At 34.3% G+C, this 25,807-nt stretch carries 21 protein-coding genes and 1 pseudogene; 10 read left to right on the forward strand and 12 right to left on the reverse strand.

From position 1 onward, the window contains the following. Positions 1-45: 45 nt before the first annotated feature. The 6 genes from CVULP_RS01805 to CVULP_RS01830 are packed head-to-tail and all read left to right on the forward strand — an operon-like array spanning position 46 to position 8,894. Entirely contained in the window at positions 46-3,333 is a 3,288-nt protein-coding gene (locus tag CVULP_RS01805; RefSeq protein WP_099507472.1) for a S8 family serine peptidase, read from the forward strand. A gap of 46 nt (positions 3,334-3,379) precedes the next feature. Continuing rightward, the gene (locus tag CVULP_RS01810) at positions 3,380-4,735 is read left to right on the forward strand and encodes an NCS2 family permease (RefSeq protein WP_099507473.1); all 1,356 of its coding nucleotides are present in this window, start codon (positions 3,380-3,382) and stop codon (positions 4,733-4,735) included. 6 nt (positions 4,736-4,741) lie between these two features. After that, entirely contained in the window at positions 4,742-5,182 is a 441-nt protein-coding gene (locus tag CVULP_RS01815) for a phosphoribosyltransferase (RefSeq protein WP_099507474.1), read from the forward strand. Positions 5,183-5,191: 9 nt separating this feature from the next. Then, a complete protein-coding gene (locus CVULP_RS01820) occupies positions 5,192-5,872 on the forward strand; it encodes an MlaA family lipoprotein (protein ID WP_099461523.1) in 681 nt (226 codons plus the stop codon). Between the two features lie 8 nt (positions 5,873-5,880). Then, positions 5,881-6,450: an MlaC/ttg2D family ABC transporter substrate-binding protein gene (locus CVULP_RS01825; protein WP_099461522.1), complete on the forward strand. Its 570-nt coding sequence runs from the start codon at positions 5,881-5,883 to the stop codon at positions 6,448-6,450. Beyond that, positions 6,447-8,894 carry an efflux RND transporter permease subunit gene (locus CVULP_RS01830; protein WP_180753058.1) on the forward strand — a complete coding sequence of 816 codons (2,448 nt, stop codon included), beginning with the start codon at positions 6,447-6,449 and terminating at the stop codon, positions 8,892-8,894. Before CVULP_RS01825 ends, CVULP_RS01830 begins: the two co-directional genes overlap by 4 nt. Positions 8,895-8,933: 39 nt before the next feature. Here the strand turns inward: CVULP_RS01830 and rdgB are convergent, their stop codons facing one another. Then, positions 8,934-9,545 (reverse strand): RdgB/HAM1 family non-canonical purine NTP pyrophosphatase, encoded by a 612-nt coding sequence (rdgB, locus tag CVULP_RS01835; RefSeq protein ID WP_099507476.1) that lies wholly within the window; start codon positions 9,543-9,545, stop codon positions 8,934-8,936. 102 nt (positions 9,546-9,647) lie between these two features. Here rdgB and CVULP_RS01840 point away from each other — a divergent pair, with 102 nt between their 5' ends. Beyond that, entirely contained in the window at positions 9,648-10,952 is a 1,305-nt protein-coding gene (locus CVULP_RS01840) for an MFS transporter (RefSeq protein ID WP_099507477.1), read from the forward strand. Here the strand turns inward: CVULP_RS01840 and acs are convergent. From acs to tupB, 3 genes are all read right to left on the reverse strand, one after another. Further along, positions 10,939-12,903, reverse strand: a complete 1,965-nt coding sequence (acs, locus tag CVULP_RS01845) for an acetate--CoA ligase (RefSeq protein WP_215728987.1) — start codon at positions 12,901-12,903, stop codon at positions 10,939-10,941. The two genes, CVULP_RS01840 and acs, sit on opposite strands and share 14 nt — an antisense overlap. Before the next feature lie 143 nt (positions 12,904-13,046). Beyond that, on the reverse strand, positions 13,047-13,991 hold the full coding sequence (gene tupC / locus CVULP_RS01850; protein WP_099461517.1) for a tungstate ABC transporter ATP-binding protein TupC: 945 nt from the start codon (positions 13,989-13,991) through the stop codon (positions 13,047-13,049). Further along, a complete protein-coding gene (gene tupB, locus CVULP_RS01855; protein ID WP_099461516.1) occupies positions 13,991-14,677 on the reverse strand; it encodes a tungstate ABC transporter permease TupB in 687 nt (228 codons plus the stop codon). The genes tupC and tupB overlap by 1 nt, the downstream gene beginning before the upstream one ends. 77 nt (positions 14,678-14,754) lie before the next feature. Here tupB and tupA point away from each other — a divergent pair, with 77 nt between their 5' ends. Beyond that, the gene (gene tupA / locus CVULP_RS01860; protein ID WP_099461515.1) at positions 14,755-15,561 is read left to right on the forward strand and encodes a tungstate ABC transporter substrate-binding protein TupA; all 807 of its coding nucleotides are present in this window, start codon (positions 14,755-14,757) and stop codon (positions 15,559-15,561) included. Between the two features lie 13 nt (positions 15,562-15,574). Here tupA and CVULP_RS01865 read toward each other — a convergent pair whose 3' ends face one another. Together CVULP_RS01865 and CVULP_RS01870 are read right to left on the reverse strand one after the other, a co-directional pair. Beyond that, positions 15,575-16,447 carry a DMT family transporter gene (locus CVULP_RS01865; protein ID WP_099507479.1) on the reverse strand — a complete coding sequence of 291 codons (873 nt, stop codon included), beginning with the start codon at positions 16,445-16,447 and terminating at the stop codon, positions 15,575-15,577. Next, on the reverse strand, positions 16,447-17,097 hold the full coding sequence (locus CVULP_RS01870; protein ID WP_099507480.1) for a putative metalloprotease CJM1_0395 family protein: 651 nt from the start codon (positions 17,095-17,097) through the stop codon (positions 16,447-16,449). Before CVULP_RS01870 ends, CVULP_RS01865 begins: the two co-directional genes overlap by 1 nt. A gap of 61 nt (positions 17,098-17,158) precedes the next feature. Here CVULP_RS01870 and CVULP_RS01875 point away from each other — a divergent pair. Next, positions 17,159-17,539: pseudogene (locus tag CVULP_RS01875) on the forward strand (HIT family protein); the annotation flags it as partial. A gap of 58 nt (positions 17,540-17,597) precedes the next feature. Beyond that, positions 17,598-18,170: a YceI family protein gene (locus tag CVULP_RS01880; protein ID WP_099461511.1), complete on the forward strand. Its 573-nt coding sequence runs from the start codon at positions 17,598-17,600 to the stop codon at positions 18,168-18,170. Positions 18,171-18,173: 3 nt separating this feature from the next. Here the strand turns inward: CVULP_RS01880 and CVULP_RS01885 are convergent, their stop codons facing one another. The 6 genes from CVULP_RS01885 to pseI all read right to left on the reverse strand — a co-directional run bounded on the left by CVULP_RS01885 (position 18,174) and on the right by pseI (position 25,805). Beyond that, entirely contained in the window at positions 18,174-19,118 is a 945-nt protein-coding gene (locus tag CVULP_RS01885) for a hypothetical protein (protein ID WP_099507481.1), read from the reverse strand. 79 nt (positions 19,119-19,197) lie between these two features. Beyond that, positions 19,198-21,102, reverse strand: a complete 1,905-nt coding sequence (locus tag CVULP_RS01890; protein ID WP_099507482.1) for a motility associated factor glycosyltransferase family protein — start codon at positions 21,100-21,102, stop codon at positions 19,198-19,200. 2 nt (positions 21,103-21,104) lie between these two features. Continuing rightward, entirely contained in the window at positions 21,105-21,434 is a 330-nt protein-coding gene (locus CVULP_RS01895; protein WP_213276720.1) for a hypothetical protein, read from the reverse strand. Next, positions 21,401-23,050: a motility associated factor glycosyltransferase family protein gene (locus CVULP_RS01900; protein ID WP_213356885.1), complete on the reverse strand. Its 1,650-nt coding sequence runs from the start codon at positions 23,048-23,050 to the stop codon at positions 21,401-21,403. The genes CVULP_RS01895 and CVULP_RS01900 overlap by 34 nt, the downstream gene beginning before the upstream one ends. Then, the gene (locus CVULP_RS01905; RefSeq protein ID WP_099507150.1) at positions 23,037-24,773 is read right to left on the reverse strand and encodes a motility associated factor glycosyltransferase family protein; all 1,737 of its coding nucleotides are present in this window, start codon (positions 24,771-24,773) and stop codon (positions 23,037-23,039) included. Before CVULP_RS01905 ends, CVULP_RS01900 begins: the two co-directional genes overlap by 14 nt. A 6-nt stretch (positions 24,774-24,779) precedes the next feature. Further along, complete coding sequence (gene pseI, locus CVULP_RS01910; RefSeq protein ID WP_099507149.1) at positions 24,780-25,805, reverse strand: pseudaminic acid synthase; 1,026 nt, start codon at positions 25,803-25,805, stop codon at positions 24,780-24,782. Positions 25,806-25,807: the final 2 nt, after the last annotated feature.

A 25,807-nucleotide genomic window follows, 5' to 3' on the forward strand; every position in this document is an offset into this window, starting at 1 on the left:
GTTTTTTTAGCTAAAATTCAAGCCTTTGATTAAAATGAGGACAGAATGAAAAAAAGTATTATTTTATCTTTTGTAACAATTCTCAATCTTCACGCCCTTAGCGATAAGGAGCTAATCGGCTTACAAGAAGCCTATACGCTTACAATCACGGGCGATGGGATTGAGGTCGGGGTTATAGATTCAGCGATCAATGGAGAGCATCCTAGCTTAAAGGATAAGGTTTTAGGGCAGACTTTTTCAACTATCAATGGTAAAGCTTATACGCCTGATTACTCCGTCGATACACACGGAAGCCATGTTGCTGGTATTATAGGGGCTAAATATATAGATGAAAATAATCCTCACGGCGTAGCTTATAATGCTAAACTTTATGGGGTGCAAATTTTTGGGAATAATAAGGGCAGTGGAAATTTTAGCACACCTAATGTTTATAATTATTTCAAAGATAAAGATGTTAAGATTATTAATAATAGTTGGAATTCAACCCTTTATCCTGTGGTGAGTATGGTTGAGCCTGGGAGATATTCTTTAACCCTGAAAAACTATTCTTCAGCACAACTTTTGCAGCAAATTCATAGTAATCAAACTGCTAAAGAGTTAAACGACTTGGTAAGAGAGAAAAAAACCTTGGTGGTTTTTGCGGCGGGTAATGAGGGTATTATAAGTCCGGGCATAATGGCTTTAAGTCCGCTTTATAATGAGGAATTGCGTTCTTTCTTGGCGGTGGGTTCTGTGGATTCTGCGGAGATTGAGAGAGGTAAAAATGGTGAGCTTATCGTAAAGGCTAAAGGTTTATCCGGTTTTAGCAATGGGCTTTTGGGAGCGGAAAATTTTGGTTTGGTAGCACCCGGTTCTAATATTAGTAATGTTAATGCCGCTTATATGCAGCCTGTCGTTTTTGGTCGTCCTGATAATAAATTATATCGCACACAAAGTGGGACTTCAATGGCAGCTCCTATGGTAAGTGGAGGAGCGGCTTTAGTGGCACAACGCTTTCCTTTTTTAAATGGCAAACAAATTGCCGATGTGCTTTTAAGCACAGCTAATAAGGACTATGTAGCTCCTAAACTCACGGTCAAAGAAACGACCTTAAGGGTTATTGAAGGGAATAAGCTCGTAACTAAAAATCTTTATACTATTTTTTATATCGATAATGAAGTTCCAACGGATAAAAAGCAAATTGAAAGGGATTTGATACAGGCTGAATACTGGAATTATTACACCATAATGAATAATTTGATTACAAATTATCATTTGCTTGAAGAAAGCGAATATGCCTCTATCCAAAAAGTCAGCAAAGAAAGTCTTTTTGGGCAGGGAATTTTAGATGTGGCTAAGGCTATGGGAGGCTTGGCGACTTTGGACGCAAATCGCCTTAATAGCAGCGATGTTTCAAACACTTACGCTGGGCAAAATGAGGCTTATTACACAATCAATACACAAGGATATGAAGCCGTTTTTAGTAATGACATTAGCCAGAAAAAATGGGACGAAAGCTTACATAAAAAAGACGCAGTCAATTTACCGACAAATTTAGCAAATCTCAATGTAGGATTTATCAAAGAGGGTAGCGGCAAACTCATCTTAACGGGAAATAATAGCTATGAGGGGACGACCATTATTAAAAATGGTAGCTTAGCTTTAAATAATAAAAGTGAAAATGAAAAAGCTAGAATAGCTGGTGATGTTAAAGTTTTGGAGGGAGGCTTATTTAGCGGTAATGGCGAAGTGGGTAAAAACCTCGAAAATAAGGGCATAGTAAGAGCGGGAAATGAGGATTTAAGCGATTTGATTGTCAAGGGCAAATACACGCAAGAGGGGGCGAATTCTAAATTACAACTTGATTTTGGTAATGATAAAAATTCCAAACTTATCGCAAATTCTTATGAGATTAAAGGCGGAAAATTAGAATATATCCCTTTACCTAAATTTTTCACAAGTGGGCATTATATTAGCATTGATTTGGGGGGTTTAGGGACACATTTAAATAATTTTGGGGCAGTTGAAGTCGCAAGTAATAATGCTGTGGATTTTGTAGCTGTTTTGGATAATGATAAAACAAGTATCAATAAAAACAATATGCCTCAACCCCCACAGCCTCAACCTGACATCACTCCGCCAAGCACAATTACCCCTCCAACTCCTCCCTCAAACAATATTATTGTTAAGCCCGTCATCAAAGAAGACGCCTATGAAACGACTAATAGCACTATGGGACGAGCCTTAAGAAGCATTCGCTCTATCGACAATTTACAAGATAGATATAAGAATTATTTCGCCTTTTTGGACAATACAGACACAAAAACTATGGAGAAAACTTTAGAAAGTTTGGAGGCTAATAGCTATATGCAAAATGTTTCCGGACTTCATTATCAACAGCATATTTCAGCACAAAGAAATATAATGAGTGCTCTTAATCCAAATTTTACTTCCGGGAATTTAATGGCAAGTTTAGAAAGAGGTCCTTTATTAACAGCTAGTGTTGAAAGTGATGTTTTTATGGATTTGGGCTTGTTGGATAAGGCTGATAAAAGGTATATTTGGAATCTTAGTCCTAATTTTAAAAAAATTAATGGCGATGATTTTGATGGACAAAGCACGGGCTTAAATCTTACCATAGGCGGAGAGCTTAATGAAAATTCCTTATTAAGCTTTGGAATTGATGTGAGTGACACTAGACTAGATTTTGAAAATGCAAATTTGAAAAATAAGCATTTTAATTTTTCATTTAACCACATTTTAGATTTGCAAAATTTTAAAATTCTAAGTGGTGCGAGTTTTGCAAGAGCAAGTAATGATATGACAAGGTATATTGTAGGACAAAATGGCTCTTTAAACTCAAGCTATGATAATTTACTCAGCTCTTTGCAATTGGGACTTGCCAAAGATTTTCAAGCTCTTAATGATTTGACTTTGACGCCTTTGATGTATTTTAATTATAATTATATTAAACAAGCGTCTTTTAATGAAAGTGGTAATAGTGTCTTTGCTAAATCTTACGATGCGATTAATCATCATACTACTTCTTTGGCTGGTGGATTAAATTTATCGTATCTTTTTGACCAAGAAAGAATGCAAACAAAGCTTGGAAGTTTTTTTATTTATGAATATAAATTAAGTGGGAAAACGATTGAAAATAATGTGCGTTTTAAAGACTTTCCTAATCAAGATTTTGTGCAATATCATCGTCTTAATTCTAATTTTATAACTTGGGGACTCACTTCGCATTTTGTTTATCCTAATTCATTTTTTTATGGATTTAATGTAATTAATGAATTTGCCAGTGATCAATATAACATTAATATTTTGGGTCAATTTGGTTTTTATTTTTAAATCTTTTGATGTCAAAATTAATGTATAGTTTATGCAAGGATTATCAATGAGCATTTTTAAGCTTAAGGAAAATGGGACAAATGTAAAAACGGAAGTTTTAGCGGGTATTACGACCTTTTTGACGATGATTTATATTGTTCCTGTCAATTCTCATATCGTAAGCAATACGGGTATGCCTTTGGAGGCTTTAATTACCGCTACTGCCTTAATTACCATTATCGCAAGCGCATTAAATGGGCTATTTGCAAATACTCCTGTGGCGATGAGTGTGGGTATGGGAATGAATGCGTATTTTACCTTTTCGGTTTGTATAGCACAGCAAATTGCTTGGCAAAGTGCTTTGGGTGCGGTATTTTTGTCTGGCTTTATTTTTTTAATTCTTTCTTTTACCAATTTTCGTCTTTGGATTATACGTAATATCCCTAAAGATTTACGCCTTGCTATTTGTGCTGGTATAGGGTGCTTTATAGCATTTTTGGGACTTCAAAAGATGGGCATTATTGTTAAAAATGATGCGACTTTAGTGGGCGTGGGAAATTTCAAAGATCCTAGTGTGCTTTTTGGAATTTTTTCTTTGATTTTAGTCGTGTTTTTTTGGGCGTTAAGACTTAGAGCAGCTTTTATTTTGGGCGTTTTGTTAAGTTCTTTGACACTTTGGGTGTTGGCTTTTTATTTGCTAGAAAATTATGGGGTAAAATTAAATATTGAAGGTGCAATTTTTCCTAATGAAATTTTTTCTTTACCAAATTTTAGCAGGGAAAATGGACTAGGCGCTATTGTTTTTGAGCTTGATATTAAAAGTGCTTTAAGTGTGGCAATGATTCCTGTGATTTTGACTTTTTTTATCACGCAGCTTTTTGATAGTATAGGCACGATTACAGGCGTTGGAGCGAGGGGGAGGATTTTTGATAAGCCTGTGGAGGGAGAGAAAAAACTCGGCAAAACCTTAATGGCTGATGCGGCAAGCTCTGTCGTGGGTGCTTGTGTGGGAACTTCGACCGTTACGGCTTTTGTAGAAAGCACAACGGGGGTTGAGAGTGGAGGCAGGACAGGACTTGTTGCCATTGTCGTGGCTTGTTGTTTTGCACTTACGCTTTTTTTATTACCACTTTTTAAGGCTATCCCACCAAATGCCATTTATCCTGTGCTTGTAATGGTGGGAATTTTAATGTTTATGGAAGTGAAAAATATTGATTTTAGTGATAGTGCCATTGCAGTTGGCACTTTTTTTACCATTATTATGATGCCGCTTACTTATTCGATAACTTCGGGCTTTGCTTTTGGTTTTATTAGTTTTTTGTTGGTAAGGATTTTTAAAAGAGAGTGGAGTAAGATTAATGTGGGGATTGTAGTTTTAAGCTTGATTTCTTTGGGAAATTTCTTATTGATTGCTTTAAATTAAGGAAAAATAATGTTTTACGCTTATGATGATTTTGAAAAAGATGTGAAATTTTTAGCAAAAAAAGTGAAAGAAGATTTTAATCCAGATGCCCTAGTTTCCATAGCTAGAGGAGGACTTAGCCTTGGACACTCTTTAGCGGTAGCACTAAAGACTAGGAATTTATTTGCTTTAAATAGTATCCATTATGATGATACAAGAAAGCTTGATAGTGTTGAGGTTTTTAATATTCCAAATTTAAGTGCTTATAAGAGGGTTTTATTGATTGATGATATTGTCGATAGTGGGGAAAGTTTGAGCGAAATTAAGAGAATTTTAAAAGAGAAATTTCCTCACATAGAGCTTAAAATTGCAACGATTTTTTACAAAAAAACTGCCCTTTTACAACCTGAATTTAGCGTTAAAGAAGCTAATGAATGGGTGGAGTTTTATTGGGATATTGAAATTTGAAGGAAAAGTGTGAAAAAGGTATTGATTTTGCTATTATTTTTCGGTTTTGCGTTTGCAAATGTCGATGAATTTGAAGCTGAGTATGGGCAATATGAAGTTAGCGACCCTCTTTCTGGTTATAATAAAATGATAACAGAATTTAATGTTGGGCTTTATACCTATGTAATGCGTCCTGTGCTAAAGGGCTATAATGCTGTAACACCTAGTTTCGTGCGTTCTGGCGTGAGGAATTTTTTTGATAATTTACTTGCACCTTTTCGTTTTGTGGGAAATGTTTTGCAGTTTAAATTCGATAATGCTGGTGATGAGTTTAAACGCTTTTTGGCAAATTCTATTATGGGCTTTGGGGGGCTTAGGGATATTGCCACTGAGATGGGGATAGAAAAGCATCCTGCAGATTTAGGACTTGTTTTGGCACATTGGGGTGTGGGTGAGGGCTTTCATCTTGTTTTGCCTATTTTAGGACCGAGTAATTTAAGAGATACTTTAAGCTTACCAGCACTTTGGTATGCTACGCCTACGGCTTATATTGAGCCTGATTATGCCAGTTTTTTGGTGGGGGCTTATGGTTTTGTTAATGAGCTTTCCTTTCATCTTGATGAAATTGATGAAATTTATTATAATACCCCGAATTTATACCCATTTTTGCGTGATGCTTACGAGCAAAGGCGTAAAGAACTTAGTAAATAGGAAGAAAAATGCGAAAAATATTATTATTACTCATAGTAGCATTGAGTGCTTTTGCACTTCATTTAGATGAGATTGAAAATTTTATGCAAAAAAATATTGATGAAAGTTTAAAAATCTTGCAAAACGCAAAGGACGACAAAAAATCTGCCGCACAGGATATTTTTAAACTTTTTGACGGAGTTTTTGACTATGAATTAATGGCAAAATTATCCTTATCTAAGTATTATCAAAAATTAAGCCAAGATGAAGTAGCGGAATTTAATAAGGCTTTTGAAGCAAGTCTTAAAAAAAGTTTTACGGATAAATTAGAGCTTTATAAAGACCAAGTTTTAAAGGTTGAAAGTGGGGAAAGGAAAAATGAAAAGCGGTATTTTCTTACAAGTTCTATGATGGTTGATGGAGAAAAAAAGTTTATCGTTTTTAAATTCTATAAAGAAAATGATGAGTGGCTGATTTATGATGTTGATGTTTTGGGCGTTAGCATTATACAAACTTATCGTTCGCAATTTGGCGATATTTTAGAAAATGGCACTTTTAAAGACCTACTTAGTAAGCTTAATGATATTATTATCAAATAATGGCTTTTTTCCTAAAATTTCTCATTAATCACCCTAAAAGCACCTTTTTGCTGACTTTGCTTATCTGTGTGCTTTTAAGCTTTTTTGCTTTTAAATTGCACTTTGATGCGAGTGCGGAGAGTTTGCTTTTAGAAGATGATAAAGATTTAAAGATTTTTAGAGAACTTTCTAAGCATTATAAGAGTGATAATTTTTTAATGTTAGCTTTTAAGCCAAGTGATGAAAATCCTTTTAGTCAAACAAGTTTAAAAAAGTTAGAAAATTTACATAAGGAGCTTGAGGGTGTCAGGGGCGTTGAGAGGGTTTTTAGCATCATTAATGCTCCCTTACTTTTAAGTAGCGAAAATAAAGACTTAAAAGAATTGATGCAAAATATTCCAAATATCACAAGCAAGGACATTAACCAAAGCAAGGCAAAAGATGAAATTCTTACAAGCCCTTTTTATCAAAATAATATCATTGCAAAAGATGGAAAAACGACTGCTTTCATCATCTATCTTAAACCCGATTTAACTTATATCGATCTCATTAGTGCGAGGGATAGTGCAAAAGATGAAGATGAAAGAGAGCGTTTAAGGACACAAATTCAAAAACATCAAGCCGAGCAAAATGCCCTAACTAAAGCTCTTTTAACACAAATTCGCACTATTATCAGTAGCTATGAAAAAGATGGGGCAAGGCTTTATCTTGGTGGTGTAAGTATGATAAGCGATGATATGATAAGCTATATTAAGGACGATTTAGCCCTTTATGGAATTTCTTTAGTGTTTTTGCTAGGCTTTGCACTTTGGTATTTTTTCCGCTCCTTTGCTTTGATGATTTTAGCTCTTTTCATTTGTTTTACTGCTTTAAGCTCGGCTAGTGGGCTTTTTGCCTTGCTTAATTTCCCAGTAACAGTCATTTCTTCTAATTATGCCCCCTTAATGCTCATCATCACACTTTCTGTTGTTGTGCATTTGATTACACATTTTATAGAAATTTCACGCCTTTATCCAAATACTACGCAAAAACGCCTTGTTTTACAAACCTTACTTGCTAAGGCAAAGCCCAGTTTTTTTGCCATTTTTACAACTATGATAGGCTTTTTTTCTTTGATTTTTTCGCATATTGAACCTATTATTAAGCTTGGGATTATGATGAGTCTTGGCATAGCTTTAGGACTTATTTTATCCTATCTTTTTCTCTCTAGTGCTTTAATGCTTTTGAAAAGACAAAATTTCACGCAAAAAGAATTTAAACTTTCCTTTTTGCTTTGGTGTGCTAATGTCAGTATAAAACGCAAGAAATTTATTTATGCTTTGGCTTTTATAACGCTTATTTTAGCTTTTGTAGGAATTCCTAAATTAAAGGTGGAAAATTCTTTTGTTAATTATTTTAAAGATGGCAGTGCCATTAAGGAGGGCTTACTTGTCATCGATAAAGATTTGGGTGGAACCTTGCCGCTTGATATTATCGTCCGCTTTAAAACAGCAAAAACTCAAATGAAAGAGGGCGAAATTTTGGATAGTTTTGAAAATGAGTTTGAAAGTCTTGCTTTAAAGGATACCTATTGGTTTGATTCTAAAAAAACGCGTATTGCTAAAAAGGTGCATCATTTTTTAGAAAATAAGGAATTTGTGGGTTCTGTTTTGAGCCTTAATAGTCTTTTAAGTTTAGGCAAAAGTATTAATAATGGTAAAGATTTGGACGATTTTGCTCTGGCGTTTTTAAATGAAAATTTACCACCGAATTTTAAGCAAGATTTGCTTTCCCCTTTTGTAAATATTAAGCAAAATGAGCTTAGATTTAGCATACGCGTCATTGATTCTAATCCAAATTTAAAACGCGATACTTTTTTAAAGAATTTGGAAAATGAGCTTAATGAGCTTTTAAAAAATGAAGATGTAGAGTTGCAAATCACAGGCATTATGCTACTTTATAATAATATGCTTCAAAGTCTTTTTTCTTCACAATTTGACACTCTAGCCTTTGTGGTTTTGGCTATTTTCGCACTTTTTGTTTTGATTTTTAGAAGTTTTAAAATAGCTACCATAGCCATAATTTGCAATCTTATCCCGCTAAGTTTAGTTTTTGCTTTTATGGGTTTTTTAAATGTCCCTCTTGATTTAATGAGCATTACCATAGCTGCCATTGCCATAGGTATAGGGGTTGATGATATTTTGCATTATATTTACCGCTTTAAAGAAGAACTTAAGCATAATGGTGTGAAAAAAGCCATTGTGAATTCACATCTTTTCATAGGCACGGCACTTTATTACACAACAATTAGCATTGTTTTGGGCTTTAGTGTGATGATGAGTAGTAATTTTATCCCGACCATTTATTTTGGAATTTTAACAACTTTGGTGATGATTTTGCTTTTATTTGGAAGTTTATTTTTGCTCCCTAGTCTTTTGATTAGTTTTTATACTAAGAGAAATAATAAGCCAAAATTGCTAAGATAACATAAGCAATGGTCGCTATGCCAAGATATTTTAAAAAAGTTAGCATTGATAAGCCTTTTTGAGTGTTTTGAGGAGAATTTTAGCAAGTTTTAGGGCTTTAAAGCGGTGAGAAATGGCATTTTTCTCCATATCGCTAAGCTGGGCTAGGGTTTTATCATAATGAAGAGGGATAAAAAGACTATCATAGCCAAAGCCATTTTCACCCCTCTCTTCTGTGATAACCCTACCATACATTTTTGCACTTGCACTAAAAGTGCCAAATTTAGAGCTTAAGCTTAAAGCACAAACATAATGCGCAAGGCTTTCTTTAAGTTTTAATTTTTCTAATTCTTCGGTAAGTTTTAAGCGGTTGCTTTTATCATTTGCCTCCGAAGAATAACGCGCGGAGTAAATCCCCGGAGCTCCATTTAAAGCCTCAACACAAATTCCGCTATCATCACTTAAAACGATGCTTCTTTCTTGCTCTTTTATGCTTAATTTTTCAAAAACAGCTTTTGATTTGATGTTGGCATTTTCTTTAAAGCTTTTGCCATTTTCTTCAATCCCAAAAGGTGTCATCACTTCATTAAGGGCAATAATTTCATATTCGTTTAAAAGTTCTTTAAATTCTTTGAGCTTGTGCGTGTTGGAACTTGCTAAAATAATTTTCATTAGTCATCCTTAGTTCATTGAGGCTTAATCTTACTTTTTTAAACTTAATAAAGCGTTAAAGCTTTTTGAGTAAAATAAGCCCTTTTTAATCAAGGATAAGCAATGCGTAGTATTTTAGTTCTCTCTTTCATTGTTGCGAGTAGATTTTTTGGACTTTTTATCGTTTTGCCTGTATTAAGCCTATATGCTTTAAAGCTTGAAAATGCAAATGACTTTTTGGTTGGTTTGCTTGTGGGCGTTTATGCTTTAATGCAAATGATATTTCAAGTGCCTTTTGGAATGCTTAGTGATAAAATAGGGCGTAAAAAAACTATGCTCCTTGGTTTGGTGCTTTTCATCATCGGTTCTTTAATCTGTTCTTTTGCAAATGACATTTACACTATGCTTTTAGGACGCATTTTGCAAGGTAGTGGAGCGATAGGGGCTGTGGCGAGTGCGATGATAAGCGATTTTGTCAGTGAAGAAAAAAGAGGCAAGGCTATGGCGATGATGGGAGGATTTATCGGTATAGCCTTTGCTTTATCTATGGTTTTAGCTCCTATAATGAGTGAGAGATTTGGGCTTTCAAGCTTGTTTGATTTAAGTGCTGTCTTATCTCTTCTTTGCATTATTTTGCTTTATACTGCCGTGCCAAAAGAGCCTAAAATCACACACGAAAATAGCAAAACACCGCTTTTAAATTTGCTTAAAGAAAAAAATTTAGCCCTAATGAATGTGACAAATTTTATGCAAAAAATGCTTATGTCCATAGCCTTTTTGCTTATCCCTATTATTTTGGTTGAGCGTTTTCATTATGAAAAATTATGGCTTGTTTATACTGCTTCTATGCTTGTGGGCTTCGTGGCTATGGGCTTGGCTGGAGCTTTGGGAGAGAAAAGGGGCTTGGCAAAGCACATTTTATTAGCTGGGGTTGCTTTTTTTATTGTTTCTTACATACTTTTTGCCTTTTTTAATCATTTAGCAATTTTTATCGCTGCTGTGGTAATTTTCTTTCTAGGCTTTAATTTGCACGAGCCTATTATGCAGTCTTGTGCGTCTAAATTTTGTAAGGTTAGTGAAAAAGGCAAGGCTTTAGGTGCATTTAATGCTTTCGGCTATGCAGGAAGTTTTAGTGGAGGCGTCATAGGTGGGATATTTTTACATTTTGATATGTTGAAATTTTTAGCTTTTCTTATGATTGTTTTAGCACTTTTTTGGCTTTTTTCTCTATTTTTCTTAAAAAATCCTTTTGAGCTTAAAAATCTTTATTTGCCTCTTGAAACTAGGGCGGATTTAAATGAAATTTTGCAAATTAAGGGCGTTTTGGAAGCGTATAAAAATCATCAACATTTAGTAGTGAAATTTGATAAGACACAACTTTCTCAAAAAAAATTAGAAGGGCTAATGAGCAAGATCATTGTTCATTAGCGAGTTTAATAATGCTTGCCACGATAGCAGAATCCTCTAAGGTAGAAATATCTTGTTTTAATTCCTCTTTTCTTGCTATGGTGCGTAAGATTCTCCGCATAATTTTCCCACTTCTTGTTTTTGGTAAGCCCGGCGTATAAAGGATTTGTTCGATTTTAGCGATGGGTCCTATTTCTACTCTTAAAATATCATTAAGTTCTTTTAAGGTTTCAAGCTCACTTCCTAAATCGCAACTTGCATTAGGATTTAAAACCACAAAGGCAAATAGACTTTCTCCCTTAATGCTATCTAAAACGCTTACAACAGCAGATTCTGCAACATCTTTATGTTTAGCAAGAGCCGATTCAACCTCTGCTGTGCCTATACGATGTCCAGCGACATTTACCACATCGTCTGTTCGTCCTGTGATAGTAATATAGCCTTTTTCATCATAAAAAGCTCCGTCCCCACTAAAATATACAGGCTTGCCGTCCTTTTTTGCCTGAGAAAAATAGCTTTCCTTATAACGCTCTTCATCTTTCCAAATCCCCCTTATCATAGAGGGCCAAGGCTTGGTAATGCAAAGCAAACCATCTTCACCCACGCCCTTTTTATTTCCATCCTCATCGATGATTTCAGCAAAAATCCCAGGTAAAGGTAGGGTTGCACAACTAGGCTTTAAAGGCGTAGCACCGGGTAGGGGCGTGATCATATGCCCACCCGTTTCAGTTTGCCACCAAGTATCCACAATGGCACTTTTTGAGTTTCCTATTTCTTTATAAAACCACTCCCAAGCACTAGGATTAATCGGCTCTCCCACGGTCCCTAAAACTTCAAGGGTGTTTAAATCGTAATTTTTAGGCTCATTTGGTGCGTCTGCATAAAGCATTCTAATGGCAGTAGGAGATGTGTAAAATTTACTCACTTGATATTCTTCTATCATTCTCCACCATCTACCAGAATTTGGATAGGTAGGCGTTCCCTCATACATTATCGTAGTTGCTCCGCACGCTAGTGGTCCATAAACAACATAAGTATGCCCTGTAATCCAGCCTATGTCCGCACTACACCAATAATTATCATAATCTTTGATGTCAAAAACCCATTCCATAGTCATTTGTGCCCATAAAATATAACCAGCACTTGCATGCATTACACCCTTAGGCTTACCTGTTGAACCTGAAGTGTAGAGCAAAAAGAGTAAATCCTCACTATCCATAATTTCAGGCTCACATTTATACGACTCGTTTTTAACCAACTCATTATAAACATAATCACGCCCTTTAACATACTCAATAGGCTCATTATTGCGTATAACAACAAGCACTTTTTCTACGCACTCACAACCCTCGCTTAAAGCCTTATCTACCGCAGGTTTTAACATATAAGGCTTACCGCGTCTAAAAGCTCCGTCTGCCGTGATGACAAGCTTTGCACCGGCATCAATGATTCTATCTCTTAAAGCTTCAGGAGAAAAGCCTCCAAATACCACACTATGAATAGCTCCTATCCTCGCACAAGCTAGCATCAAAATCGCACTTTCCGGTATCATCGGCATATAAAGAACAACTCTGTCGCCCTTTTTGACATCAAAACGCTTAAGCAAATTCGCTGCCTTACATACTTCGTGAAACAGCCTTCTGTAAGTATAAACATCATAATCGCCCATCTCTCCCTCAAATACGATGGCAGCTTTATTACGCCTTGTTTTCATATGACGATCAAGGCATTGATAGCTTACATTTAAGGTCCCACCCTCAAACCATTTATAAAAGGGAGGATTATCCTCATTTAACACTCTAGAAAAAGGACTAAACCAATCAATTTTCTCCAAAGCAATTTTGCTCCAAAAATTTTCAAAATTTTCACTGGCTTCCTCATATAAGTCATAATATTCACAGATATTTTTAATGCGTGCTTTTTTGGCAAATTCTTTGTTGGGTTTGATGAGCTGTGTGTCGTTTTGATACATTATCCACTCCTAAAAAATTTATTTTATATGCAACTAAAATTAATTGTATGAAAGTTTGACGGATTTATTGAGTATTTTTAGACTGATTTAAGAAAAAATTTATTTTTATGTTAATTTTGGTAACAAATTATAAAAATGATTTATTATAAAAAGCAAAGTGCGTCTTCATTAAAACCTAAATTTAAATTTTGATAAAGATTTAAATTTGCTTTTTTAAAATTTTCACTTTTAAGAGCAAATTCTAGGATTTTACCTCCTGAAATAATCCTAATAAAAACATCATTTTGACGCGTTCTTAAGGCTATAATTTTAGCGTTCTTAATGCAATATTTTTGCCCAGAAAAAAGGCTAATTTTATAGGGATTAAGAGCTATTTTGTCAGCTTTTTTGTCGAATTTAATTGAATTTTCAAAGTGTAAAATTTGATGATTTAATTCAAAAATATTTGTATTTTCAAATTCTAAAATCATTCCATCACTAAGATAGAGTTTCACTTCAGCTAAAGAATCTAAAAATTCTTTATCATGACTTGCGATTAAAAAACCGCAATTTAGACTTTTTTTAAGATGTAAAATAGCGTTTTTGATTAAAAAAGAAGTGTTTTTATCTAAAAAAGCACTCGGCTCATCAAGTAAATAATAACGCACCCTAGCCGCCATAGCCATAGCAAAAGCTACTTTTTGCCTTTGCCCTGAGGAGAGTTCCCCCGGATATTTTTTAAGTAAATTTTTATCAAATTCCAAAAGTGTGTAAATTTCGTTTAAAAAGCCTCTTAAATCGCCCTTTATTTGATAGGTTTTTTGGATAAATTTAAGATTGTTTTCTACACTTCTATTAAGCACACAAGCTTCGGCGAAAAGCAAATAAAGCCATCTTTTCTCCTCACGGCTTAAAATATTTTTCTTAAAATAGCTAATATTTTGATGAAAATCGCCCTCTAAAAAATGAAGCACTCTTAAAAAAGTCGATTTCCCACTTCCATTTGCACCCATTAAAATGCTGATTTTGCTAGTGTCAAGTTTTAAATTAAGATTTTTCAAAATGCACTTTGTTCCGTAGGAAAAGCTAAGATTCTTAATTTCTATCATCAATCTCTCTTTAAACTATGGATAAGAAAATTTAGCACAAAGGCTATGCTAATTAAAACTAGAGCTAAGGCTATGCCACGTTCAAATTCGCCTTTGTTTGTTTCAAGAGAAATGGCTGTTGTTATGGTGCGAGTGTGGTATTTGATATTTCCTCCTACTATCATCGCTACACCCACTTCAGCGACTATCCTGCCGTAAGCTAGGGCTATAACGCTAATGAGAGCAAAACGCAGTTCATAGATAATGGTTAAAACAAGGCGTAAAGGACTTAAATGAAAGGATTTTATCAACAAAAAATGCTTTTTGTCCATATTTTCTATTAAATTTGAAAAAAGGGCGATGATGATAGGTAAGGCTAAAATAAACTGCCCTAAAATAAGAGCTTTTATGGTAAAAAGTAAGCCAAATTCACCCAAAGGTCCTCTGCTAGAAATAAAGGCATAGATGATAAGTCCAACCGCCACGGTAGGAAAGGAGAGGCTGGTATTAACAAGTAGTTTTAAGCTTGATTTAAGTCTAAAATCAAAAAAGCCTAAACAAAAGCCAAGTGGAAAACCCACAGCAAGAGCTAAAATGATAGAAACGCTCGAGCTTAAAAGTGTGGTTTTAATGGCTGAAATTACGCTTTCATCGGCATTGAAAAGTAAATTTAAAGCTTCTTTAAATGCGTCAAATAGATATTCCAAAACAAATCCTTAAAAAGCTGCAATTTTAGCATAATTATGCTAAAATTGCATTTTATTTTAAACAGAAAGGAAAAGCGATGAAAAAAATTCTTCTATCCGCTTTGGTAGCACTAAGTCTTAGTGCGGCAGAATTAAAGATGGCGACAACGACAAGCACCGATAATACGGGACTTTTAGACGCCTTAAAGCCTCTTTATGAAAAAGAGAGTGGCAATACTTTAAAGTGGGTCGCCGTTGGCACAGGAGCGGCTTTAAAACTTGGCGAGGATTGTAATGCCGATGTGCTTTTTGTGCATTCTCCTAAGGTAGAAAAGGAATTTGTAAATAAGGGTTTTGGTGTGGATAGAACCCCTGTGATGTATAATGACTTTATCATTGTAGCAGATAAAAGCTTGGCAGATAAATTCAAAGGAAAGAGCCTTAAAGAAAGTTTAGAGCTTATTCGAACTGAAAAAATGCCTTTTATTTCAAGAGGAGATAAATCTGGCACGGATAATAAAGAAAAAGGTTTGTGGAAAAATATAGGCGGTGTGCCTGAAAAAGAGAGCTGGTATATACAAAGCGGACAGGGTATGTTGGCTAGTATTAAGATAGCTGAAGAGAAAAAAGGTGTGATTTTAACAGACCGTGGCACTTATATCAAGTATGAAGCAGACGCGAAAGCTAATCCAAATTTAGTTATCGTTAGTGAGGGAGATGATAGCTTGAAGAATTTTTATTCCGTCATAGCAGTAAATCCAAAGCACTGCAAAAATGTTAATTATGAAGAGACAAGCAAGTTTATTAAATGGCTTGTAAGCGATGAGACTTTAAAGGCGATTAGCGATTTTAAGCTGCTTGATAAGCCTTTATTTATCGTTGATGCAAAAAGCAGAAAAGAATAATTTGTGGTAGGGCTTAAGCCTTACCCTTTTTTCCCATAAAATAAATCGCTACAATAGCCAAAGCACCGCCCACCAAGGTTAGTGCAGTCGGCACTTCATCTAAAATCAAAAAACTTGTAAATAAAGCACTTGCTGGTGTGATGAGTATAAAAGAATTTGCCCTTACACTTCCTAAAATGTGAATTCCATAATAATAAATGCTAGTTCCCACCACGGTGGATAAAAATGCCACGACAAACATATTAAGCCAAAATTTCATATCTGCTTCTAAAATGAAAAAACTTTCATCATTTAAAAAAAGTGGAGTGAAAAGCAAAAAAGAAATAAAATTAACATAAAAATTCACAGCCAAGGGGTGCGATCCTTTTGTTTGATGTGTGCAAAGACTCATCAAAGCCCAAATAAAAGCACAAAGTAAAAATAGCACATTAAAGCGTCCAAAAAGCTCTTCTAAGGAATTTAAATTTAGCAAACAAAGCCCCGAAATAATACCTATGAAAAGTCCAAAAATTTCATATTTGCTTAATTTGTGACTTTTTTTAAAGCCTAAAAATAAAAAAAGATAAGAAAAAATTGGCACCATAGTCGTTACTAAAACTCCGCCTTTCCCAGCCGTTCCATAACGCAAAGCCAAGAAAAAGCTAAAGGCATATAAAGCATTTAAAGCCCCTGCAATAAAAAGCCATTTTAGCGTATCTTTGGAAAGTTTGAGAGAAATTTTTAAAAATAAAAGCACAGGTAAAGAGCCTACAAGCACGAAAAAGAAACGCCATAAAACAACAAATTCCGCACTTGCATAAGAACTTAGAATTTTAGAGGTTGGCCAAGACATTCCCCATAAAAACATAGCGATGATAAGAGCAAGATAAAGGTAGCCTTGTTTCATTAAGAAGCGATATTAAAGCCTAGTGAGCTTTCGTTAAAATCATAAGCTTGTTTAACTTGTTCTTTAAAGGTGGTTGAATTTTGCGGATTTTCTTTATTTTCTTCGCGTTTTTCTTCGTCTTTTTTAGCTTTTTCTTTTTGTTCTTCGATTTTTAATTTAGTCACCTCTGCTCTTGCTTCAATCTCCATTTTCACAGCATTTGCTGCAACTTTGTAATCTTGAGGACTAGGATCAGATGGCGCCATAGCTGCGGCTACAACTTGCCTCGCGTTGGCTATGGTTTCTTCGGGGGTATTACCTTTTTGCATTCTTATAGGCACTTCGCCAGCGGTAGCATACATTTGATTATCAGGTCCTTTAGTGTAGCTATAACTTGCTGCCCCAGCCAAGCCTCCTCCCGCTGCTTGATGTGCGGCTTCGTGGGCTTTGACATTTCTATCTATGCTTTGAAGTTCTCTTACGACTTGAACTTCTTTCATTGTAAGTTCCACGCCATTTATCATTTGCGTTTGTTCTTTATTTTCTTCTTTTTGGGTGGAGCTTTGGTTTTCTGCATTTGGGTCTAAATTGCCATTTGTTTCTTTTGAATTTGTATCTTGCTTGGAGGTTTTGTAATAATCATAACTCGAATAACTTGTGCTAATTAACATCACTCCTCCTTTTAATTTTTTATATTTTACTTCAAATTGTTTAAAATTACTATAAAATACACAAAAAGGAGAAAAAATGCTTTATGAAAATGAGCTTATTTATATAGAAAGAGAAGTGTCTCAAGTGCCTTGGCTTAAAATTTTTACTAAGGAAATTTATAAGGAATTTAGCCATTGTCCTACGCCTTTACAAAAAGAGCTTTTTGACACTATTTTGTTTTGTGAAAGGGCTTTGCTTGAATTTTACCAGCCTGAAAAGATTAATATTGCTTCTTTTGCCAACTATGTCCCAAGGGTGCATTTTCACATTATGGCACGTTTTAAAGAGGACGCATTTTTCCCTGAATGTATGTGGGGAAAGCAGCAAAGAGAATTTAAGAAGCTTAATTTGCCTTCGTTTGAAGAATTTGAGGAATTTTTAAGAGCAAGGTTAAAAAATTAACATTTGTTATTTAAAATGGATTAAAATTTCTACAATTTAATTTATTAAAGGAGAAAAAATGAAAAAATTGTTGTTTAGCTCACTCTTAGCAACTTCTTTGCTAAGTTCTGCTCTTATGGCTAAGGATTATGTGCTTGATAAGACTCATACTGATGTTGGGTTTAAAATTAAACATTTGCAAATTAGTAATGTTAAGGGGAATTTTAAGGACTATGATGCGGCGATTGACTTTGATCCTGCGACTTATGAATTTAAAAAATTTGAAGCAAAAGTTAAAGTCGCTTCTGTGGATACGGATAATAAATCAAGAGACAATCATCTTTTGCAAGATGATTTTTTCAAGGCTAAAAGTCACCCTGAAATGACTTTTGTGATGAAAAAATATGAAAAAACAGGCGATAATGAGGGTAAAATGAGTGGCACTTTAACCATAGCTGGCGTTTCTAAGGACATTGTTTTTGACACCGAAATAGGTGGCATAGCTAAGGGTAAAGATGGTAAAGAGAAGGTTGGCTTTACTTTAGAAAGTGAGATTAAAAGAAGTGAATTTAAATTTGCTCCAAGCACTTCAAATCTTACTTTAGGCGATGAAGTGAAAATTAGCGTTGAGGTAGAAGCTAACGAAAAATAAGCCTTAAGCCTTAAGGAGCTTTTCCTTAAGGCTTTGCAAATTTTGCCAAAGGTTTCCTTCATTTTTCTGCCAAACGAGTTTGAATTCAAGCTTAAAGCTTTCATTTTCTAAATTTAAATCTGTATTTTTTAGTAAAGACTCTAAATAACCCAAATGCCTTAACGCACTTTCTTCATCTTTAAAAATCAAAATGAAATCTTTATCAATAAAAAAAATTTGAGCTTTAAGACGTCTTAGAATTTTAGCAATTTGTCTTAAGATGAGAGATTGATAACTCTCTTTTGCCTTGCTAAGTTCGTCAAAATGAAGCAAAGCTATAAAATACTCTTCTTTATTTTTAAGATAAAGGGAGAGTTTTTTTTCATTCCCAAATTTAGTAAGACTATCAAAAAAAAGCATTTTATAGGCGTTAAAAAGCAAGATAAAGCAAAAAATAAAACTTGCGAATTCAAAATATTTAAAACTCCAAAACTCTTTGATTAAAAAACTTACATAAGCACCAAAAAGCGTTAAAAGTGGAATAAAATCTAAATTTTTAAGTCCTCTTAAACCTAAAAATAATAAGGCTAAAAGAAAAAACACAAAGCCAAGCTCATTTAGCGGAGTGTAAAAACTCAAAAGCTCATAATTTAAATTTGTGGCGTTAAAATGTGTATTTTGTGGTAGGATAAGGGCTAAAACTCCTACTAAAATAAGGAGCAAAAAAGCTTGAATATTTTGCCAAGAAAAGATGAATTTAGAAAAATTTTTAAGATAAAAAAGTAAAAAAATAAGGGGTAAAAGCAAGCTTAAAAACAAATGTGCCTGAAACACGGGACTAAAAAGATAAGCCGTTCTTAAGACAAGCAAACTAAGGCTTAAAAAGAAAATTCTTACATTGTGAAAATAAAATGCCAAAAATAAAGCAAGAAATTCAAAAAATAAACTAAAAATGAAAAGAAAGTCCAAAGCATACCTTTAATTTTTACTAATTTTAACAGCATTTTTTAAATAAAGATGTAAAAAGCTAGGTTTTACCCTAGCCAAATTAAAGCACTTTTCTCTTTTCTAAGGTCTCTCTTAAAGGCACAATGGCTCTTTTTATCACGCCATTTTGCATAAAGATAAGATTATAAATTTCATCAACCCACGCCTCATTAGCATAAATCCACGCTACAAGCTTATTTTGCCTATCGGAGTCATTTTTGACAGAAGTTAGATAAAGTGGGGAAAGCAAACTTTCGCTATGAAAGGTGCTAGGACCTAGAATTTCACTAAGATAGTAATATCTTTTTTGTCCTATTTTGTTTTTAAAGGCTTCGATATTTTGACAAACACTTTCAAGGGAGTGCTTTTGTGTGTTACCCTGCGTGATTGTCTTGATTTGATTAGAGAGTCTTTTGCACTCTTTGCCTAAACTTTCACTTGCCTTAATATAACTTTTAAGCTTTTTATAAGATTGTAGCATCAATTCATTTTGCTTACTTCTTGGGAGAGCCTTTGGTTTGGGAAGAGGCTTTTTAATGTCTTTTTTAAGTAAAGTTTCGCAAAGTTCTTTAAAGGGCTTTTCTATTGCTCCTTCTATCCTTGCACCGCCTTCTGTGGCATTATAGGTCGTGCATTGATTTTTAGAAAGATAGATGAGCTGTTCGTAAAAATCTCTAAAAAGACTCCAAATTTTCGTGCTTTTAACCTTACCCTTGCCTCCGTAAGCCTTAAGTTCGGTTTGCATTAAAGCGCCAATTTCTCTTTTAGCTGTTTCTAAACCTCTTGGATAGTCTTTTGAGTGCGTGGTTCCGTCTTTGGCAAAGGCTAAATCCTGTCCTATCAAGATAATATTTTTATGTTCTAAAGCCCACGCGATAGAATAAGCCATATGTGCGACACTCCAGCCGTTTGAAAAGCCAAATTCTTTTAGTTTGAGCTCTTGTGCTAGGGGGAGCAACCTTGGTATAAGCATATATTCTCTATGATTTTTTTCTATATAAGTAAGCGTTTTTTGGTGCGTAAGTGTGGGAAGGATAAAAAGCACATCTTTGTCAAATTCTTTAAAATCATTATCAAAAAATTTACTAGTCGCCTCCACTCTTTCAAGGCTTAACACATAATCAGGCTTAATGTTTTCTTTTGCTAAAATTGCATAACTTGCATCAAGACAAAATATACTGGCTCTTTTGGCATATTTTTTAAGTAAGGGAAGTTGTTTGGTTAAACTTGGTCCAGTGGCGACTATGATGGCGGTTTCAGCCTTATTTTGTCTTTTGTCAAGTAGGTTGTGTAGGGTAGGGTGTGTTAGCATTTTAGGGAGGTGCTGGATAAATTGATTAATGCCTTGAGTGGCGTCTTGAGGATCGTTGCCATTTCTTAAAGAGAGATCTATAATGGCGTTTTTGTTGATACGGTTAAGTTCTAAAATGTCCTTTCTTTGTTTTTCGTAATAAATGCTATGAATTTCTAAAAAATAAGAGCGGTAAAGTAAAGATGACATATGGTATTGAAAGAGTTGGAAAGCTCTTAAGGGATTTGTGTTCATTTCTTTATTGAGAATAAAAATAAGTCTATTATTTGCTAAATCCTCGCTAAAATCAGAAAGATTTAAAGCTAGAAAGAGTAGCTCTAAATCCTTTTCAAAAACGATAATTTTTTGATGTGTTTTATTTTGTAACAGAGCTTTATATAAAAAGCCATTTCCCACTCCGTAAAAAAATAAAACAGGATTAAGCGACCTTTTTTCATCGATGAATTTGAGCTTTTCTTCTAGCTCTTTAAGGGGATTTTCATAAATTTTTTCTCTTGTTTTTAGTTCGATGATGTTGAGATTAAGCGGGTCTTTGTTAAAGATGAGGTCAAATTTTTTAGCTTCTTTTATTTTACCGAGTTTTTTGCCAAGTTCAGCATTAAAACTCATCTTCATAGCTTTGATATTTTTGTCAAAAAATTCACTCTTTAGCATTGTTAATCCTTAAATTTAGTCTTTAATTTTTCTACTCTTTTTTCTAAACCTCTATTTTTAAGCTCATTTTCAAGTTTTAAGATAGCGGTTTGAAGCACATCTTCTTCATCTTTGACATATTTTGCGATTAAATCAAAATAATATAAATGTTCTTTAATCCAAAAAAGATTTTTTTGTAAATTTGTCTCATCATCTTTTACAACTATGCTGACTAAACGCCCTAAATTTAAGTCAAATTGTGCTTTTAGTGGCTGGATTAGCTCTATAATCTCAAGTCCTACTTTTTGTATTTCTTCTCTTATTTGCATAATCTGTTCGATACTTTGTTGCATAATACTACCCCCCCCCCCCCCCCGTGCAATAAGCTAGGATTGATTTGATTTGCGTAAGGCTTTAGACGCTCATTAAGTTCGTCCAAATTTTCATTTAAAAATGTTCTAAATTTTAAGCAATTTTTTTTAGCTTGGTAAAGTTTATATAAGCTTTTAAGAAGTAATTCATTTTGCTTTTGCTCATTTAAGCTTTCTAGTTTTTCTAAATCGTTCTTATTTTCTGTAAAAAATTCCTCGCAACATTCTTTAAAGGGTTTTTCTATCGTCCCTTGCACCCTAACGCCCCCTTCGGTGGCGTTAAAAAATATATATTTTTTCGCCAACTCACTGATATGCTTTTCTAAAAAATGCTTAAACATATACCATAAAAAGTGGGTTTTCACTTTTCCTCCGCCATAGCCCTCTACTTCAAATTCATCTTCATAATATCCGCTTTCAAAATTTTCTCCATTTTGATAATTTTTAGCGTGAGAGCTTCCGTCTTTAGCAAAGGCTAAATCTTGCCCTATGAAAACGATATTTCTAAAATCTAAAGAACTTGCCACACTTAAAGCCATATGTGCAACACTTATGGTTTCGTTGATATAACCCCATTGTTTTAATGCGGTAAAGGCGTGAAAGGCTAGTAGTCTTTCAAGGAGCATATAATTTTTCCCTCGTGCATCCAAATAGCTTATGGCATTTGGATGCACTAAAGAAGCGAGTAAAAAGATGGTTTTATCATCTTTATTTCCAAAATCGTGCTTAAAAAATTCCGCTGTAATCGCAGGACGCTCCACCATACACACATAATCAGGCACAATATCATTTTGCATTAAGATAGGATAAGCGCTATCAGCAGCAAATATCACAACTCTTTCTTGCACTTCTTTTAAAAGCGGGAGTTGTTTAGTAAGACTTGGTCCCGTGCTAACAATCACACAGGATTTAAATTTACCTTTTCTTTTCGCGTGTAATTCTTGTATGGTTGGGTGGCTTATCATTTCGACCAAATTAAAGCTATGTTGCTTGATGCCAAGCAAAGCATCATAAGGATCATTGCCATAAGCACTGATAGTATTTTTAATGGTAAGAGTGAGGATTTCATTTGTTTGTTTGACATTTTCTTTAAATTTTTCATAATATTTTGAGTGTAGTTCTAAAAAATAGACCTTAGAAGAGTAAAAAGCAGGCATAAATTCGCCCAATAAAGCCTGCACTTCTAAATTAATATCATTTTTTGGATTTAAAAATAGCAATTTACCTTTTTCTAGCTCTTTAGAAAAATCGACAAGATGAAAAATGTGATAAATGATTTCTAGCTCACTCTCAAAAATGACAAATAAAAGGTGGTTTTCATTTTGTGCTAAAACCTTATACAAAAGCCCATTGCCAAAGCCGTAAAAATAAAGCACAGGATAAAGGGGGTAAGTTTCATTATAAAGCTTTATAGCCTCGTTTAATTCTTGCATAGGGTTTTGATAGAGCAAAGAATTATCCCTTAAATCTTGTAAATTAATATCCAAAGCATCATTTCCTGTGATAAGCTTAAAATGCTTTGGTGCTTTTATCTTGCTTAAAGCTTCTTTTAAGGCGATGTTTCTAAGTGCCTTTAAATTTTTTTCATATAGATTCATTATGTTCCTTTAAAAGTGCATTTTGCTTTTTTAAAAGTCTTAAAAGCTTGGCAAAATAGCCTTTCTGTGTCTTTAAATTTGTCAAAATATCGGCATTTTCTGCTCTTAACTTTAATCTTTCACTTTCTAAATCAAAAAGCAAGGCTAAGAATAAATCGGTGCAAATTCCTTGCTCTTTAAATTCTTTGCTTAATTTTTCTAAACTATGCAAAAAGTATTCCAAATTTTGCTTTTCATTAAGAGCTTGTTCTAAATCACGCAAAATTGTTTCAAGTTTAGCTTCAAATTTTTCTCCTTTTTCAAGGAGGTTTTTAAGGCTTAAAAGAGCGTTTGTAGTGGATATTTTTACGCTTTTTATGGGGAGTTTTTTCTTTGGTGCTTTAAATAAATTTTCACAGCACCAAGCAAAGCTTTTTTCGCAAGTTCCCTCTATCCTAGCACCTCCTTGCGTGGCATTGTAAGTGTTTATATTAAGCTTTTTGGCGTTTAATATATCTTCTTGCAGTCCTAGTCTAAAAAGAGTCCAAGCTAAAGAGCTTTGCGCCAAACCCTGCCCACCATAAGCCTCGCATAAAAATTTATCTTTATCGTTTTGAAAGTCATTTTTATGGTAGGAAAGTAAGGTATAGCTTTTTTCGTGCGAAAGTCCCATATCATCATAGGCTAAGTCCTGTCCTATAAAGATGATATTTTCAAATCTAAGCGCTGCTGCACACTCATAAGCCATATTTGCCACACTAGCTCCCACGCCCAAATAGCCAAATTCATCGCATTTTAGAGCCTTTTCAAAATAAAAGGGTCGCAAAACAAGGAGGAAATTTTGATTTTTAAGATATTTTAAGGTGTTTGGGTGAGTAAGGGAAGTGATGATAAAAAGGACATTTTCATCAAATTCATTAAAGTTTTGGTTGAAAAATTCGCTTGTTAATTCTAATCTTTCTAAAGAAAAAACAAAATCCGCCCTTATACCCTCTTTTTTTAAGATAGCATAGGCACTATCTGCGGCGAAAATCACGGCTTTTTCCTGTACTTCTTTTAAAAGCGGAAGCTGTTTAGTAAGACTTGGTCCTGTGCTAACGATAATAGCATTTTGATTTTTAAAGCGGTAGGTCTTTAAAAAATCCTTAAATTTAGGCTTTTCAAGCATAGTTTTAAGATTAATAAGCGTGTGCTTCATACCTGTGAGTGTGTCTTCTGGGTCATTACCCTTTTGCAAAAGCAAAAAGTCAAAATGTTCTTTTATCTTGCGGTGTAAAAGCTCGAAATTTTCATTTTTATAAAAGGGACTATGGGAAAATAGGGTGTAGATTTTATAGCTTGTTTGGATTAACTCATCTTCAAAAAGCTCATCAAGCTCCTTCAAATTTGTGATTAAAATAAGTTTTTTGCTAAGAAGTTCTTCGCTAAAATCTATAAAACTAAAAACAAGGCTTAAAAGCTCTAAATCCTCTTCAAAAACGATGATTTTATCTTGTGTTTGGCATAAAATTTTATAAAGTGTGCCATTACCAAAGCCGTAAAAATAAAGCACAGGATAATGTGCGTAATGTGTTTTTAAAAAAATAAGCTTGGAGCTTAATTCTTCTTTGACATTTTGATAAATTTTACCCTCTTTAAAGCAGGGATTTAAGCTTTCATCAAACTCAAATTTATCTTGCTTTTGAGGTAAATTTAGACTGGGATTGCTTTGTTTTAGAGCTTTGATATTTTTGATTAAATTCATTATGTTTTATAAATCCTCTTCATTTAAAGGCGTGGCAAATGCTATATTTCTTTTGGCTTTCTTGCCTAAAATTTGAGGATAAAATTTAGGGTGCAAACCAAAGCTAGGTCGCACGGATTTGACATTTTCTTTTGTAAAAATTTCGCCTTTTTTAATGTCCTTACACGCATATAAACTTCTCGCAAAACGCCTATTTTCTAAACTTTTTTCATCTAAGTTTAAATCTTTTTTTCCTAAGCAAAGTTCGGCATTTCTTATCATTTTGACTAAGGCACTAAATTCCTCAAAATCAAGGCTAAAAGCACTATCCTCACTGATGACATTTTTATCCAACATAAAATGTTTTTCTATCACCCTAGCTCCCAAAGCCACCGCTAAACTTGCTGCTAAATGTCCTTTGCTATGATCACTTAATCCCACTTCATAGCCAAATTGTTTAAGGTTTAAAAGGGCGTTTAAATTCATATCTTCCAACTTGGCTGGGTAGGCGGAAGTGCATTTTAAAAGGCATAAATTTTCATTTTGTTCCTCTTTAAAAATTTCACAAATCCTTGAAATTTCACTTTCATCAACAACTCCTGTTGAAACAAAGGTGGGCTTTTTCTCTCTTGCTACTAAACGCACAAAATGCTCATCGTTTGCCTCAAAAGAGGAGATTTTATAAGCTGGTGGGTCAAAACGGCGTAAAAAATTTAAATCCTCTTCGCAAAAAGGGCTAGAAAAGCATATAAGTCCTGCATCTTGTGCCGCTTCAAAAAGCTGGGAATGCCACGCATAAGGCGTTTGTGCCTTTTCATAAAGCTCAAAAAATCTCCGCCCCTCCCAAAGTCCTCCTTTGATGATGAAATCCTCTTTATCACTATCTAAGGTAAGGCTGTGGGGCGTGTAGGTTTGAATTTTAATGGCGTTTGCTCCCGCTTTTTTGGCGGCTTGTATGGTTTTAAGCGCTAAATCAAGACTTCCTGAGTGATTTGCCGAAAGCTCTGCAATGATGAAAACACTTTTTGTGGTGTCAAAATCTTTAATAAACATCG

It is taken from the genome of Campylobacter vulpis, from assembly GCF_014217995.1.
Lineage (GTDB): Bacteria > Campylobacterota > Campylobacteria > Campylobacterales > Campylobacteraceae > Campylobacter_D > Campylobacter_D vulpis.

What these genes read in the sequence shown, in the direction of transcription:
- CVULP_RS01805 (WP_099507472.1), top strand. Translation starts at nt 46, where the DNA reads ATGAAAAAAAGTATTATTTTATCTTTTGTAACAATTCTCAATCTTCAC.
- CVULP_RS01870 (WP_099507480.1), bottom strand. Translation starts at nt 17,097, where the DNA reads ATGTTAATTAGCACAAGTTATTCGAGTTATGATTATTACAAAACCTCC.
- CVULP_RS01900 (WP_213356885.1), bottom strand. Translation starts at nt 23,050, where the DNA reads ATGAATCTATATGAAAAAAATTTAAAGGCACTTAGAAACATCGCCTTA.
- CVULP_RS01895 (WP_213276720.1), bottom strand. Translation starts at nt 21,434, where the DNA reads ATGCAACAAAGTATCGAACAGATTATGCAAATAAGAGAAGAAATACAA.
- CVULP_RS01825 (WP_099461522.1), top strand. Translation starts at nt 5,881, where the DNA reads ATGCGAAAAATATTATTATTACTCATAGTAGCATTGAGTGCTTTTGCA.
- CVULP_RS01880 (WP_099461511.1), top strand. Translation starts at nt 17,598, where the DNA reads ATGAAAAAATTGTTGTTTAGCTCACTCTTAGCAACTTCTTTGCTAAGT.
- tupA (WP_099461515.1), top strand. Translation starts at nt 14,755, where the DNA reads ATGAAAAAAATTCTTCTATCCGCTTTGGTAGCACTAAGTCTTAGTGCG.
- tupC (WP_099461517.1), bottom strand. Translation starts at nt 13,991, where the DNA reads ATGATAGAAATTAAGAATCTTAGCTTTTCCTACGGAACAAAGTGCATT.
- CVULP_RS01810 (WP_099507473.1), top strand. Translation starts at nt 3,380, where the DNA reads ATGAGCATTTTTAAGCTTAAGGAAAATGGGACAAATGTAAAAACGGAA.
- acs (WP_215728987.1), bottom strand. Translation starts at nt 12,903, where the DNA reads ATGTATCAAAACGACACACAGCTCATCAAACCCAACAAAGAATTTGCC.
- rdgB (WP_099507476.1), bottom strand. Translation starts at nt 9,545, where the DNA reads ATGAAAATTATTTTAGCAAGTTCCAACACGCACAAGCTCAAAGAATTT.
- CVULP_RS01840 (WP_099507477.1), top strand. Translation starts at nt 9,648, where the DNA reads ATGCGTAGTATTTTAGTTCTCTCTTTCATTGTTGCGAGTAGATTTTTT.
- CVULP_RS01890 (WP_099507482.1), bottom strand. Translation starts at nt 21,102, where the DNA reads ATGCTAAAGAGTGAATTTTTTGACAAAAATATCAAAGCTATGAAGATG.
- CVULP_RS01905 (WP_099507150.1), bottom strand. Translation starts at nt 24,773, where the DNA reads ATGAATTTAATCAAAAATATCAAAGCTCTAAAACAAAGCAATCCCAGT.
- pseI (WP_099507149.1), bottom strand. Translation starts at nt 25,805, where the DNA reads ATGTTTATTAAAGATTTTGACACCACAAAAAGTGTTTTCATCATTGCA.
- CVULP_RS01865 (WP_099507479.1), bottom strand. Translation starts at nt 16,447, where the DNA reads ATGAAACAAGGCTACCTTTATCTTGCTCTTATCATCGCTATGTTTTTA.